At 42.7% G+C, this 13,618-nt stretch carries 10 protein-coding genes, 14 tRNA genes and 1 rRNA gene; 4 read left to right on the top strand and 21 right to left on the bottom strand.

The window, feature by feature from the left end; genetic code table 11:
• The first annotated feature begins 6 nt into the window (after positions 1-6).
• Complete coding sequence (locus UE46_RS03130) at positions 7-2,601, top strand: immunoglobulin-like domain-containing protein (protein WP_118907385.1); 2,595 nt, start codon at positions 7-9, stop codon at positions 2,599-2,601.
• A gap of 60 nt (positions 2,602-2,661) precedes the next feature.
• Here the strand turns inward: UE46_RS03130 and lipA are convergent, their stop codons facing one another.
• Together lipA and UE46_RS03120 are read right to left on the bottom strand one after the other, a co-directional pair.
• Positions 2,662-3,564, bottom strand: a complete 903-nt coding sequence (gene lipA, locus UE46_RS03125) for a lipoyl synthase (RefSeq protein ID WP_036062073.1) — start codon at positions 3,562-3,564, stop codon at positions 2,662-2,664.
• Positions 3,565-3,580: 16 nt separating this feature from the next.
• Complete coding sequence (locus UE46_RS03120) at positions 3,581-4,399, bottom strand: lipoate--protein ligase family protein (RefSeq protein ID WP_051493013.1); 819 nt, start codon at positions 4,397-4,399, stop codon at positions 3,581-3,583.
• 123 nt (positions 4,400-4,522) lie between these two features.
• Here UE46_RS03120 and UE46_RS03115 point away from each other — a divergent pair, with 123 nt between their 5' ends.
• Positions 4,523-5,368: a helix-turn-helix domain-containing protein gene (locus tag UE46_RS03115; protein WP_036062075.1), complete on the top strand. Its 846-nt coding sequence runs from the start codon at positions 4,523-4,525 to the stop codon at positions 5,366-5,368.
• A gap of 13 nt (positions 5,369-5,381) precedes the next feature.
• Here UE46_RS03115 and UE46_RS03110 read toward each other — a convergent pair whose 3' ends face one another.
• The 4 genes from UE46_RS03110 to galE form a co-directional block, all read right to left on the bottom strand.
• A complete protein-coding gene (locus UE46_RS03110) occupies positions 5,382-6,029 on the bottom strand; it encodes an endonuclease III domain-containing protein (protein WP_036062076.1) in 648 nt (215 codons plus the stop codon).
• A 62-nt stretch (positions 6,030-6,091) separates the two neighbouring features.
• On the bottom strand, positions 6,092-7,819 hold the full coding sequence (locus UE46_RS03105) for a phospho-sugar mutase (protein WP_036062077.1): 1,728 nt from the start codon (positions 7,817-7,819) through the stop codon (positions 6,092-6,094).
• Positions 7,820-7,845: 26 nt separating this feature from the next.
• Positions 7,846-8,895: an aldose epimerase family protein gene (locus UE46_RS03100; protein ID WP_036062078.1), complete on the bottom strand. Its 1,050-nt coding sequence runs from the start codon at positions 8,893-8,895 to the stop codon at positions 7,846-7,848.
• A gap of 20 nt (positions 8,896-8,915) precedes the next feature.
• Entirely contained in the window at positions 8,916-9,905 is a 990-nt protein-coding gene (gene galE, locus UE46_RS03095) for a UDP-glucose 4-epimerase GalE (protein ID WP_036062079.1), read from the bottom strand.
• A gap of 290 nt (positions 9,906-10,195) precedes the next feature.
• Between galE and UE46_RS03090 the strand changes: the two genes are divergently transcribed.
• Positions 10,196-10,933: an isocitrate lyase/PEP mutase family protein gene (locus tag UE46_RS03090; protein WP_118907384.1), complete on the top strand. Its 738-nt coding sequence runs from the start codon at positions 10,196-10,198 to the stop codon at positions 10,931-10,933.
• Between the two features lie 3 nt (positions 10,934-10,936).
• Positions 10,937-11,983, top strand: coding sequence for a bifunctional transcriptional activator/DNA repair enzyme AdaA (locus tag UE46_RS03085; RefSeq protein WP_118907383.1), 1,047 nt, complete (start codon positions 10,937-10,939; stop codon positions 11,981-11,983).
• Positions 11,984-12,179: 196 nt separating this feature from the next.
• Here the strand turns inward: UE46_RS03085 and UE46_RS03080 are convergent.
• The 15 genes from UE46_RS03080 to rrf all read right to left on the bottom strand — a co-directional run bounded on the left by UE46_RS03080 (position 12,180) and on the right by rrf (position 13,613).
• A tRNA-Leu gene (locus UE46_RS03080) sits at positions 12,180-12,263 on the bottom strand.
• Between the two features lie 42 nt (positions 12,264-12,305).
• Positions 12,306-12,379: transfer RNA gene (locus tag UE46_RS03075), tRNA-Cys, on the bottom strand.
• A 16-nt stretch (positions 12,380-12,395) separates the two neighbouring features.
• Positions 12,396-12,467 (bottom strand) — tRNA-Gly (locus UE46_RS03070).
• Between the two features lie 10 nt (positions 12,468-12,477).
• Positions 12,478-12,549, bottom strand: a tRNA-Gln gene (locus UE46_RS03065).
• Positions 12,550-12,562: 13 nt separating this feature from the next.
• A tRNA-His gene (locus UE46_RS03060) sits at positions 12,563-12,638 on the bottom strand.
• Between the two features lie 20 nt (positions 12,639-12,658).
• Positions 12,659-12,732, bottom strand: a tRNA-Trp gene (locus UE46_RS03055).
• A gap of 7 nt (positions 12,733-12,739) precedes the next feature.
• Positions 12,740-12,823 (bottom strand) — tRNA-Tyr (locus tag UE46_RS03050).
• Between the two features lie 16 nt (positions 12,824-12,839).
• Positions 12,840-12,912: transfer RNA gene (locus UE46_RS03045), tRNA-Phe, on the bottom strand.
• Positions 12,913-12,916: 4 nt separating this feature from the next.
• Positions 12,917-12,992 (bottom strand) — tRNA-Asp (locus UE46_RS03040).
• Between the two features lie 30 nt (positions 12,993-13,022).
• A tRNA-Met gene (locus tag UE46_RS03035) sits at positions 13,023-13,096 on the bottom strand.
• A gap of 40 nt (positions 13,097-13,136) precedes the next feature.
• Positions 13,137-13,212 (bottom strand) — tRNA-Val (locus tag UE46_RS03030).
• A gap of 10 nt (positions 13,213-13,222) precedes the next feature.
• Positions 13,223-13,294: transfer RNA gene (locus tag UE46_RS03025), tRNA-Glu, on the bottom strand.
• A 24-nt stretch (positions 13,295-13,318) separates the two neighbouring features.
• A tRNA-Ser gene (locus UE46_RS03020) sits at positions 13,319-13,407 on the bottom strand.
• Between the two features lie 4 nt (positions 13,408-13,411).
• A tRNA-Asn gene (locus tag UE46_RS03015) sits at positions 13,412-13,487 on the bottom strand.
• A 10-nt stretch (positions 13,488-13,497) separates the two neighbouring features.
• Positions 13,498-13,613, bottom strand: a 5S ribosomal RNA gene (gene rrf / locus UE46_RS03010).
• Positions 13,614-13,618: the final 5 nt, after the last annotated feature.

Here is a 13,618-nt window from a genome sequence, read left to right as displayed (position 1 = left end):
TAAACAATGAATAAGAATATCAAAAAAGTCGCAACAGTAATCCTAGCAACAAACGTATTAGCAAGCACGGTGTTAACAACTTTACCAATCGGGACACATGCAGCAGAAACACCAGTAAGTGTCGCAAGCCCAATCGTAAACCCCATTGATGCAACCTCTACTCAAATTACAGGTAAGGCAGACCCTAACGCAACATCTATCAAGGTAGAGTTGCATAATTTAAATCAATCCGTATACGCAACTTATGAATATACAAACATCAATGCCGATGGTACATTCAGTATCTCAACTCATAATTTAAACTTAGTAGCAGGTAAATCTGTTTTTATTAGTCAAATCGTAAATGGTGTTGAGAGTCCTGTTACAAAAACCGCAGTTAGGTATCCAAAACTACAGATTAATGAGACCACAGTAACTACCTCTACTAAGAGTATTACAGTAAATAACCCTTCTCTTTATATTGTAGAAACATTAAGAATTTTTGATGCTGATGGAAAACTAATATTTGGTATAAATCAGATACCAATGACTGAGGAAGCATTAACATTCAATCTAGATTTATCAAGTTATGCACCTGGCAGTTATATTGAGTTTGCGCAAGGCTATGTTGGAACGCGTCCTGAATATGAGAGTCTAAGTATTCCCACGAAAATAATGATTTATGATGGTTCTCTAGACAAGTCTAAATCTCTAGTAGACGCTTTATTCATCGATAACGATACAACAAAAGATATCAAACCAGCTACAACCCAAGCGGATATTGATGCGGCCCAAGAAGCACTTAATTTAGTTGTTAGCACAATCGACAAAACAGCAATGCAAACAGCGATCGATAAAGCAAATCAAGGCCTTGCAAACCTAGAATTAAAACAAGCCGCACAAACATCAGTCAACTCTCTATTCATCGATGGCGATACTTCAAGAGGAATCAAATCTGACCTCACACAAGCCAATATCGACGCAGCAAAAGTAAAAGTAGCTGCACTGGTGAATGGTGCAGACAAAGATGCCCTCCAAGCAAATATTGCACTCGCACAAAAATCACTTACAGAACAAATACCAAAAGTAGCTGCTGAATCTATTAAAGAGTTTTCTGTTTCTAGCGATGGCAAAGTTACTTTGAATTTAGATAAACAACAATCATCGAATTTCAGATATTTATTAATAGATGATTATGAAGCAACTGGTTTTGCGCGACTTATTGCTGATGTCAGAAATAATAAAGATTCTCTTGATCGCTACACATCGATAGTTGATGAAGATGGCCTTATAAAAATAAGCACTCCTGCAATGATTGCTCCATCACATCGTGTCTCGGTTCAAGTTTTTAGTAATGGTAATCTAGTATTTCAAAAAGAGATTACCTTCAAAACAGATGCACAGCTAGTTACTGAAGCGCAAACCGCAGTAAGTAATCTATTCGTTGATGGCGATACTTCAAAAGGAATCAAATCTGACCTGACACAAGCCAACATCGACGCAGCACAAGCAAAAGTAGATGCCATTACAAAGGCTACTGACAAGACAGCAGTCCAAGCAGAATTAGACAAAGCTATCACAGCATTTAACTATATCGCACCAACAACAATCGACACACTATCAAGCAATTCTACAAAAGTTACCGGTAAAGGCGAACCAAACGCACCAGTAATCATCAAAAATGGCACAACAACAATTGGTACTGGTACAGTCAAAGCAGACGGTACTTTTGAAGTAGCTATCGCAAAACAAGCAGCAAATGCAACAATTACCGCTACAGTTACAAAAGCATCCAACAACAAAACAGCAACAGCCTCAACAAAAGTAACACAAGCTTTCGACTACTCTCTAACAACAAACCCATTCAAAATGGGCGACACAAAAGTAACTGGAACAGTCGGCAAAAACGTTTCTAAAGTTCGCCTATGGGTCAACGGTGTTGTAGCAGTTCAAGGCGTAATCAATGCTGACGGCACATACGAATTCCCAACAGCAGCAAACTTCATTAAACTCGTTGGCGACAAAGTTGAAGTTGTAGCAGTAGACTCGAAGTTTGTAGAAGTAAACCGTCAAGACGTAGCCGTTTCAGGAACATCTACTTTTGACAATGCATTGACAGTCGATAAATTAAACCTAGGTGACAAAAACATTACTGGTAAAGCTGGTAAAGATGTTTCTAAAGTCCGCCTATGGGTTAATGATAAAGTCGTAACACAAGCAACGATGAATGCTGATGGCTCATATACGTTCCCTAATGCAGATAAATTCATTACAAGCCCTCTTGATAAAGTAGAAGTTGTCGCAGTAGACAGCCAATATAAAGAAATCAACCGCAAAACAGTGAGCGTTCCTGGTTCTGATTCTTATGGCAACACATTTACAGCTGACACATACTTTATCGGTCAAAACACACTTAGCGGTTCATACGGTGAAGGCACTTCAAAAGTTCGCCTATGGGTTAACGGTGTTGTAGTGAAACAAGCAGATTTAGATATTGCAAACGGCACATACACGCTAAAAGGTATCTTCGGACTAATTAAAAACAAAACAGACAAAGCCGAAGTCGTATTCGTAGATGCACAATACAAAGAAATCAAACGCATTGATGTTACAGTAAAATAAACACTAACACACTTAAAACCATCGCTCTGCATCAATCGGAGCGATGGTTTTTCTTACATATTATAATCCTGCTTGCTCCCGTCGCCTTTTTGCAGCCGCATTCACCTGCTCATCCGCATGATAACTTGAGCGTACCATCGGACCAGACTCACAATGAATAAAGCCTTTTTTCCGAGCTATCCGTTTCAATTCCCTGAACTCACGTGGGTCATAGTAACGCTCCACTGGATAATGTTTTTTAGAGGGTTGCAAATACTGTCCAATCGTCAAAATTTCAACACCATGCGCCAATAAATCATCCATCGTTTCCAAAATTTCCTCGCGCGTCTCACCAAGCCCAACCATAATACTCGATTTCGTCGGCAATTCTGGCTCCATATCCCGAACACGTTGCAATAACTCAAGTGACCGATCATATGTCGCACGATGCCGAACTTGCGGCGTCAACCGTCTCACCGTCTCAATATTATGATTAAAAATATCTGGTTTCGCATCAAGCAACGTTTTCAAACTTTCATAATCACCCTTCATATCCGATGGCAAAACTTCAACCGTCGTGTGCGGCATCCGATACCGAATCGCGTTCACCGTATTCGCAAAAACCTCCGAACCACCATCCGCCAAATCATCCCTCGCAACCGCTGTAATCACAACGTGTCGAAGTCCCATCGCGGCAACCGAATCCGCCACACGCTTAGGCTCGCCCAAATCCAAATTCGTCGGAGCCCCCGTCGTCACCGCGCAAAATCGACAAGCTCGCGTACAAATATCACCAAGTATCATGAATGTCGCTGTTTTGCGCTCACCAAAACATTCTTGGATATTCGGACATTTAGCTTCCTCACAAACCGTATGCAAATGATTCTCACGCAGATTGCTCTTCACCGCTTTGAAACTCTCACTATTACTAATCTTAATTTTCAACCAATCCGGTTTCCGCACATGTTCCTTCTTCTTTTCCAATCACAAAATCCCCCTTCTACCGCGAAAATAAATAGCTTTCCCGTCTGAATTTCTGCTCAGCAAGCGTGTGAATCTCATCCCACTGCGCATCCGTCAATGTTAACGTTTCAAAACTCACTTCAAAAACTTCCGCAAACCCTCGCTGGAACGCCTCTTTCATCTCCTCTATCGGAATCTCTCTACCAATCAAATCAAAAATTCCCGCCGCTTTCCCGCCGAAAGCCCGCAGCATCCGTTCCTTTACTCGGTCGTTCTCAAAAACAAACAGATCAAATAATTCAACAGCATTCATATGTAGCGGTATCGAACCATGCTGCAACAAAATCCCGTCGTGCCTCGCCTGCGCACTACCAATCACTTTTCTTCCATTTAGCGTGATTTCATACCAAGATGGCTCTTCAAAACAAATCGCCGTCCCACTAGCCTGCTTTTTCTCATCCGGCATGGCAAAACTCGCATCAATATCCAACTTTTCCAATCCCAACAGAAGCGCCTCCGAAATTAGTTTATGAGCCTCTTTAATCGTTTTTGGCACACCTTGATGCTCCTCCGAAATAACAAAACTATACGTCAACTCATCATCATGAAGCACCGCCTGACCTCCAGTTGGGCGCCGTACTAACCGAAAACCATGGCTCGCTACTGCCTCCCGATCAATCTTCCCCTCCGTACGTTGAAAATAACCCACCGAAAGCCCCGCTGGCGTCCACCCATAAAATCGCAAAACCGGCGGAATCAAACCCGCACGATGCCAGTCCATTAACTTCTCGTCCACCGCCATATTCACTGCAGGATCTAATTTCGACTGATCAAGCAACATCCATTTCTCCGTCATCACCAAGCCTCCTTTAAAAAGCGCATACTACTTGAATTTTATCTTGTAACCTTTATACTAAGAAAGAATCCGCTATCTTTCAAATGACTATTCGCATAAATTGAACTATTGAGGTGATCAAAAATGACAAAAGAACTTGGAAAAACAATCAAAAATCTACGAACGGATCTAGAACTGACTCAAAAACAACTCGCTGAAGGTATTTGTTCCCAAAGCTTACTTAGCCGTGTCGAACAAGGACTAGAAATACCCAGTGTCCTCATCATCCATAATATCTGTCAAAAACTTGGCATTACCGTCGACGCCCTTTTATCCACATCGGAGCTTGATTCTCCATTTATCCAATTAAAAAAAGAGCTACAAGAGCTCTTTTTCAGTCATGATTTTGAGACGCTTTACGCCAGTTTACATAAAAAAACACTCGCCTTATTTGAAACACATTCCCATGCGACACACTATTACTTTTTTCTTGGCGTTTGTGAACTTCAATATAAAATGGCACCCAAAAATTCGATTCAAGCTTTCGAACAAGCTCTTGCGCTTAATAATCGTCACGCCACCACGCACGAAGCCTTAATAAGCAGCTATTTAGCGCTCGCTTATTTAGACGATAATAACGAAATCTATGCCTTGAAATATCTGAATCAATGTCTCCTTTACTTACATAAACAAAAAGAACCTTCTGAATTTATGCCTACGATCTATTTGAATATCGCACGCCTTTATGCCAACCAATCCGAATATCTAAACGCGATCGAATATATTCACCTCGGCATTGCCTGCTGCCAAAAACAAAAAACGACCTTCCAATTAAGCCATTTATTTTTCGAGCTTGGCGTTCTCTTTATCCAAACCGATCGAAAACAGAACGGCATTCGAAAGATCAAATTTAGCATAGAATTATCCTCCTATTTAGACGAACAATTCATTACCGCCCAGCTCGCAAAACGCAGGAAAGGTTTGTATTAAAATATGCGAATAATCATATTGACTCTACACCAATTTTAAGGCAATCATTTTCTAGTGGACATCCCTGACATATCGGCGTTTTCAAGCAATGATTTTTGCAGTGCATCACAATCAATGCGTGAAACTCCTGCAAGACTTGGAGCTCATTTGGCATATGCGCCTCTAGCATCTGCCGAAAATCATCATATTTCTTAGGCACCTCATATCCAACACGCCCGAAAACGCGCCTTGTATAAGCATCAATGACCAATATCGGTTTATCAAACGCATACGCCAACATACAATCTGCTGTCTCCGGACCGATACCATTGATAGCAAGTAACTCCGCACGTAGCCGCTCCATTGGTTGCTTTTTCACCTCATCCACATTGAAATCATACATCTCAAACCAAGCAACAAAAGCCTTTATCTTGATCGCCTTCTGATTGAAAAAACCGCTTGGCCGAATACGCTGCGCCAATTCTTCCAATTCCATATCCTGAATTTTCTCAGGCTCTAGAACCCCCTCTAAATTCACAAACGCCTTCTCAACATTTTTCCAATTCGTATTTTGCGTTAAAATCGCGCCAATCATCATTTCAAAATCCGTTTCGGCAGGCCACCATTCCTGATACCCCAGCTCATTTAATAGCTTCCCATATACTTCCCGCACTCCAATCATTACTCATACCCCCAATAAAAAAGGCCTAGAGATATGAATTCCCTAAGCCAATTTTCCGTACTTTATTTCTCCACAATTTCTAACAAAGCTTTACGAACTCGCTCTAATTTCTCCGTCGCGCTCGCTTCTGTTTCACCTTTAATACTAAAGTAGAACTTGATTTTCGGCTCTGTGCCAGATGGGCGAAGGCAGAACCATGAACCATCTTCAAGGAAACACTTAATCACGTTTGATTTAGACATATCAATACTTTCCTTCTTATCGGTATCCAAATAATGACGCTCACTAAGTTGATAATCCTCGACTTTAGCAATCTTCTCGCCACCCATTGTTGTTGGCACTGATTCACGGAACGACTTCATAATGTTCCCAATTTGCTCCGAGCCATCTTTCCCACTCATCGTTAAAGAAACGAGCTCCTCTTTAAAATAGCCAAATTGTTGATAAATCTCATCCAAATCTTCCGCGAGCGTTTTACCATCTTGCTTACTATCCAACGTCACTTCACAAATGGCAAGAAGCGCCTGAATCGCATCTTTATCACGCGTGAACGGCTTCACCATGAAACCATTACTTTCCTCATATCCAAATTCAAACGTATGCGAACCCGTCTCCTCAAATTGGTGAATTTTCTCCGCGATAAACTTGAAGCCCGTCAGCACTTCCATCATTTCCACATCAAAATGTTCCGCAATCAGCGTTCCTAAGTCCGATGTTACAATTGATTTTAAAACAGCCGCATTTTTCGGCAATTCGTTCTGCGCTTTTTTCTGTTTCAACAAGTAGTGTAAAATGAGCGCACCAATCTGATTGCCGCTAAGGACTTCATATTTCCCAGATTTCGTGCGAATAACAACACCAAGACGGTCCGCATCTGGATCCGTTCCAACTAATAAATCAGCGTCATATTTCTCACCATAAGCAATCGCGACTTCAAATGCCTCACGATTTTCAGGATTCGGCGATTTTACCGTTGTAAAATTAGGATCAGGCTCAAACTGCTCTTTCACTTGAATTACATTTGTGAAACCAACACTTTCCAGCGCCTTCAAACCTAGCATCCCGCCCGTTCCGTGCAGCGGTGTAAAGACAATTTTCAAATCCTTACCATGCTTCGAAACTAACTCGTTATTCACAATCACCGTCTTCACTTTTTCCAAGTAAGGTGTGTCGACTTTTTCACTGATAACGTCAAGCATACCCTTTGCAATAAGTTCCGCTTTATCAGACACCTTCACCGCAAAAATATCATCAATTTCATCAATGTATCTCGTCACCGCGTCTGCACCATGTGGCGGCATTTGCCCACCGTCTTCACCATAAACCTTGTAACCATTATACTCCGCTGGATTGTGACTCGCCGTAATCACGATACCACTAAAAGCATTCAAATGACGCACAGCAAACGATAATTCCGGCGTCGGACGCAACGTCTCAAACACATAACTCTTAATCCCGTGAAAACCAAGGACCCTCGCTGATTCATACGCAAATTCCGTCGACATATGGCGGCAATCATACGCAATAACCACGCCACGTTTCTTCGCCTCTTCACCATTTTCAGCAACATAACGAGCCAAACCTTCCGAGGCTTTACGAATCGTATAAATATTCATGCGGTTCGTTCCAGCACCAAGAATCCCACGCATACCAGCCGTTCCGAATTCCATATTGCGATAGAAACTGTCCTCCAGCACCTTATCATCTTTCTCCGCATGCAATTTTTCTTTCAAACTCGCCTCTAAATCCTCATTCGCCAACCATTTTTGATATTCATCCTGCCAATTCATTCCAAGCACTCCTTCCTAATAAAAAACTACTTCACATCAAATCTAAAAACCGTTTCCGATTCAAAAAGTTCATCCTGTTCAAGTACTACCGAACCAAAATTAGCTTCGTTCATCGCGTTTGGTAAACCTTGCGTTTCCATCGTAATTCCAGCATATTTCGGCACCGTTTTACCATCGATCTGAAACGCACCGGAAAAATGGTTACTCGTATAAACAACAACCGAATCACAATCCGTTTTCATCGTCATCACGCGTCCAGATACAGGATCATAAAGCCTAGCATCCACATCTGCCGTCGCATGATCCAATAAAAACGCATGATCATAGCCATCGCCTACAAGTCTCGTCTGCGCGTCTTCACTCAATGTACCATCTCGAATCGCTCGGCCATCACGGAAATCAAACACCGTTCCCGTCACATCGACAAGCGCACCCGTAGGAATAGAGTCCTCACCCTGCGCGGCAAAATAATCACTCGTAAGCCTCAATTCATGTCCTAAAACAGTCTGGCTCGCGTCACCCGTCAAGTTAAAATAAATATGGTTCGTCGGATTAAACACTGTTTTTGCATCCGATTTTGCTTCATACTTAATTTTCCATTCATCATTATTCGTCAACGTATACGTTACTTCCACTTCCAATTTCCCGGGAAAACCGTTCATCCCATCCGGACTCGTAAGCGCTAATTTCAATCCAACAGCACCGTCCACTTCAAACGGCTCAGCATCCCAAATCGTCTTACTAAAATTGTTTGGCCCACCATGAACCTGATTCTCACCAGCATTTTTCGTAAGCTCATAGACTTCCCCGTCTAATTCAAACTTCCCGCCACGAATCCGTCCAGCAATTCTTCCAACGAGCGCGCCAAAGTAAGGCGAATGCGCTAAATATTCATCCAGCGTAGTAAATCCGAGCGAAACATTCTCAAACTTCCCGTCACGATCCGGCACACGCACCTCGGTCACAATCCCACCATAATCCAGCGCGCAAATTAGCAAACCGTTCGCGTTCTCCAATCGATATTCCGTCACATCAGTTCCGCGTAACACACCAAACTTTCGCTTCGTAATCCCCATTATCCCAACTCATTTCTACCTTATTTCCCGTAACCATTCGGATTTTTTGAGTGCCAATTCCAAGCATCCTCAATAATTTTCGTCACGTCGGTAAATTGCGGATTCCATTTCAAAACACTCCGCGCCTTATCGCTCGAAGCAATCAACGTACTCGGATCGCCCGCACGTCTTGGTACAATTTTAGCAGGAATCTCTTTTCCCGTCACTTTTCGAGCAGCCTCAAGCATCTCCTTCACAGAAAAACCTTGGCTACTGCCCAGATTGAAAATATTGCTTTCGCCACTGTTTTTCAAGTATTCCAATGCTAAAATATGCGCATCAACTAGGTCAACCACATGGACATAATCACGAATACACGTACCATCTTCAGTCGCATAATCATCACCAAAAATAGATAGCTCCGCGCGTTGTCCTAGCGCTGTTTGTAAAATAATCGGAACAAGATGGGACTCTGGATTATGATCTTCACCAATCGTACCATCCGATTTAGCACCAGCAACATTGAAATAGCGCAAAGCTACAAAACGCGTATCATATGCTCTATCACACCATTTCAAGATTTTTTCCATCATTAATTTCGTTTCGCCATACGGGCTTTCAGGATTGGTCGGTGCATCTTCTTTAATTGGAATCACTTTAGGCTCGCCGTATGTTGCAGCCGATGAAGAAAAGACGATGTTTTTAACACCGAACTCTTCCATAACTTCAAGCGCCACTTGCGTCCCATAAACATTATTATTGAAGTATTCGAGTGGCATTTCAACCGACTCGCCCACCAATGAATTCGCGGCAAAATGGATGACACCATCAATGTCTTCCTTTTTAAAAACATCCTGCATGAATGCTTTATCTCGAATATCACCTTTATAAAACGTAGCATCTGGATGTAACGATTCCACATGACCCGTTTGTAAATTATCAATCACGACTACCTTGTACCCTCTGTTCTCCAATTGATCCACCGCATGGGAACCTACATAACCCGCGCCACCTAATACTAAAATACTCATTATACGACTCCTCCTCGACTATTTCATCCAAATTTACATATATCATCCTCGTAATAGCCTATGCTATTTTTACTGGTATACCTCATTCTACCCTAGTTACATGATAATCGTCACGTAAAGACATATGAGAATGATTAAATTATTCACCAAATGTCATCAAGTCTCCATATTTCAGCCCTTTTGCGAGTATTTATGTACATCCCGCTCCTGACATTGATGTTAATTTTCTGAGTACGGCACCCTCCTCCTTGCGTTATAATAACTTTATCAAATGATTAGGAGATGATAAAATGGATTTATACACGCAGTTCAAAGAGCCTCATTTTCAAAAGGAACCTTTAATTCTATATAATATTTGGGACATCGCATCCATGAAAGCCGTCGAAAATGCTGGTGCCAAAGCGATCGCAACAAGTAGTTTCGCCATAGCACAGGCCTGGGGTTACAATGACGGCGAAATGCTCCCACTAGACCAAAATCTCTGGTTCTTGAATCAAATCCGGCAAAATACAAGCCTGCCGCTAAATCTTGATATCGAAAGTGCCTACTCCAATTCACTAGATACTCTCGCAGAAAATATCCAACGTTTCTTACAACTAGATGCACAAGGTATCAATTTTGAAGATCGCAAAGAACACACACTATGGAATATCGAACAACAAGCAGCGCGAATTCAAACTATCCGAGCAACCGCAACAAAGCTTCATAAAGACATTTTTATCAATGCGCGAACCGATATTTTTTTTCAAGAAACAATGCATACAACAGATCTTGTAAAGCGAGCTCTAGAACGCGCAGATGCATACAAAGAAGCCGGTGCTGATTGCATTTTTATTCCAGGGCTTACAGATTTAAGTTTAATCAGCATTTTCACTGAAAACTCCCCGCTTCCTGTCAATATCATGACAAGCTACGAACCCAGTTTATTTAAAAATACTGGCGTTGCTAGAATTAGCTGTGGACCGACCGCATTTTTAAATATACAAGGTCAACTTGAAACCAATGCGAAAAAAATGATGAGGAGTTGACCTATGATTATTGAGCAATCCAAAATAGATAAATTTTACGATATGCTTGTTGCAAAAGATACTCGCTACGAAGGAGTTTTCTACGTTGGCGTGAAAACAACTGGGATCCTCTGCCGTCCAACCTGCCCAGCCAAAAAACCAAATAAAGCAAACTGTGAATTCTTTGAAACCGCTCAAGAAGCCGTTCTCGCTTCCTACCGGCCATGCAAACGATGTCAGCCGTTAAGCAATCCAAGCAATCTATCCGAATCAGTAAAACAACTCGTTCAAGCAATTGAAGAAAATCCAGAACGAAAATGGACCGACAAAGACTTTGATGAACTCTCAATTAGCGCAAATACCGCCAGAAGACAATTTAAAAAGCAATTTGGTATGACCTTTATCGAATACGCTAGGGCACGCCGTCTCGGTTTTGCCTTCCATCATATTCGCAATGGTGCACCAATTATTGACGCCCAACTAGAGGGAGGTTACGAATCAGGTAATGGCTTCCGAGATGCCTTCACACGCACAATGGGAACCATCCCTAAAAACGCCAAGTCACTCACAATTCTCGTCTCCACTTGGATCGAAACCCCACTTGGTTCCATGGTTGCTATCGCCAATGAAGAAGCACTAATTTTATTAGAATTTGTTGATCGCCGCGGCCTAGAAACAGAAATTGAAACGTTACGCAAAAAGTGGCATGCCGCTATTATTCCAGGAAATCAGGCAATATTCAGCATGTTGCGTGAAGAACTCACCGCATATTTTGAGGGTAATCTAAAATCATTTCAAGTCCCCATCGCCTACAAAGGTTCTGATTTCCAACAACTCGTATGGCAAACCCTTCAGACTATTCCTTTTGGCGATACTGTTTCGTACAGTCAATTAGCAAATAAGATCAACAATTCAAAAGCCTTCCGAGCTGTAGCACGAGCCAATGGAGCCAATCAACTATCCCTTATTGTTCCATGTCATCGCGTCATAAACAGCAACGGAGAACTTGGCGGCTATGGTGGCGGCTTAGCTCGTAAAGAATGGTTACTAGCCCATGAAAAAAGGTCCTAGAAAAAAAGGTCCTATAATAAATGTTGGGGTAGAAAATAATCTGCCTCAGCATTTTTTTGTTCTCATTTCAAGACAAAAAAAATACACAGTAATATCAACATCCTTTAAGATAGAAGTGACGAAACCCAATCCAAAGGAAGGATATTACTATATACAAAAAATCCTAACACTTTAATCATGTTAGGATTCCTTTGGATACCGGCGGCCGGGGTCGAACCGGCACGATCGTGAGATCACTGGATTTTGAGTCCAGCGCGTCTGCCAATTCCGCCACGCCGGCATAATACTATTACATTATACTTTATTCTTAATTTAATTTCAATGGAGGCGCCAACCGGATTTGAACCGGTGATAAAGGTTTTGCAGACCTCTGCCTTACCACTTGGCTATGGCGCCAGAATAAAAATAAATAAGCGGAAGACGAGGTTCGAACTCGCGACCCCCACCTTGGCAAGGTGATGTTCTACCACTGAACTACTTCCGCAAAATTAAAACTGGGCTAGCTGGATTCGAACCAGCGCATGACGGAATCAAAATCCGTTGCCTTACCGCTTGGCTATAGCCCACCGTTCAAAAAAATGGGGCGGATGATGGGAATCGAACCCACGAATGCCTGAACCACAATCAGGTGCGTTAACCACTTCGCCACACCCGCCACTATTTAATTAATTATTTTGGCAGGGGCAGTAGGAATCGAACCCACACTGAAGGTTTTGGAGACCTTAGTTCTACCTTTAAACTATGCCCCTATAAAAATGGTGGAGGGGGGCAGATTCGAACTGCCGAACCCGAAGGAGCGGATTTACAGTCCGCCGCGTTTAGCCACTTCGCTACCCCTCCAATATAATAATAAAGGTGGCTTGGGACAGAATCGAACTGCCGACACCTTGAGCTTCAATCAAGTGCTCTACCAACTGAGCTACCAAGCCATAATGGCGGTCCCGACGGGATTTGAACCCGCGATCTCCTGCGTGACAGGCAGGCATGTTAACCCCTACACCACGGAACCACTACTAAAATTTAAAATATAAAATTTTAATTGCGGGGACAGGATTTGAACCTGCGACCTTCGGGTTATGAGCCCGACGAGCTACCAGACTGCTCCACCCCGCGACAATAATATAATAACTATATGAAAAGAGAATATAATTAATGGTGGGGGCTAACGGGATCGAACCGCTGACCCTCTGCTTGTAAGGCAGATGCTCTCCCAGCTGAGCTAAGCCCCCAAAATGAAAATGACCCGTACGGGAATCGAACCCGTGATACCGCCGTGAAAGGGCGGTGTCTTAACCGCTTGACCAACGGGCCTTAATAATAAATAGTCATAGAGAACGGAGAGCAAGGGATTTGAACCCTTGAGACAACTTTCGCCGCCTACACGATTTCCAATCGTGCTCCTTCGGCCACTCGGACAGCTCTCCATAATGGCTCCACAGGCAAGACTCGAACTTGCGACCGATCGGTTAACAGCCGATTGCTCTACCAACTGAGCTACTGTGGAATAATACATTGCCCGGCGACGACCTACTCTCACAGGGGGAAGCCCCCTACTACCATCGGCGCTGAAAAGCTTAACTTCCGTGTTCGGGATGGGAACGGGTGTGACCTCTTCGCCGTAACCACCAGACAATG

Origin of the sequence: Listeria weihenstephanensis, from assembly GCF_003534205.1 — a bacterium.
GTDB classification, from domain to species: domain Bacteria; phylum Bacillota; class Bacilli; order Lactobacillales; family Listeriaceae; genus Listeria_A; species Listeria_A weihenstephanensis.
The sequence above is the reverse complement of the archived record's forward strand: the minus strand, read 5'-3'. Positions and strand labels throughout refer to the sequence as shown.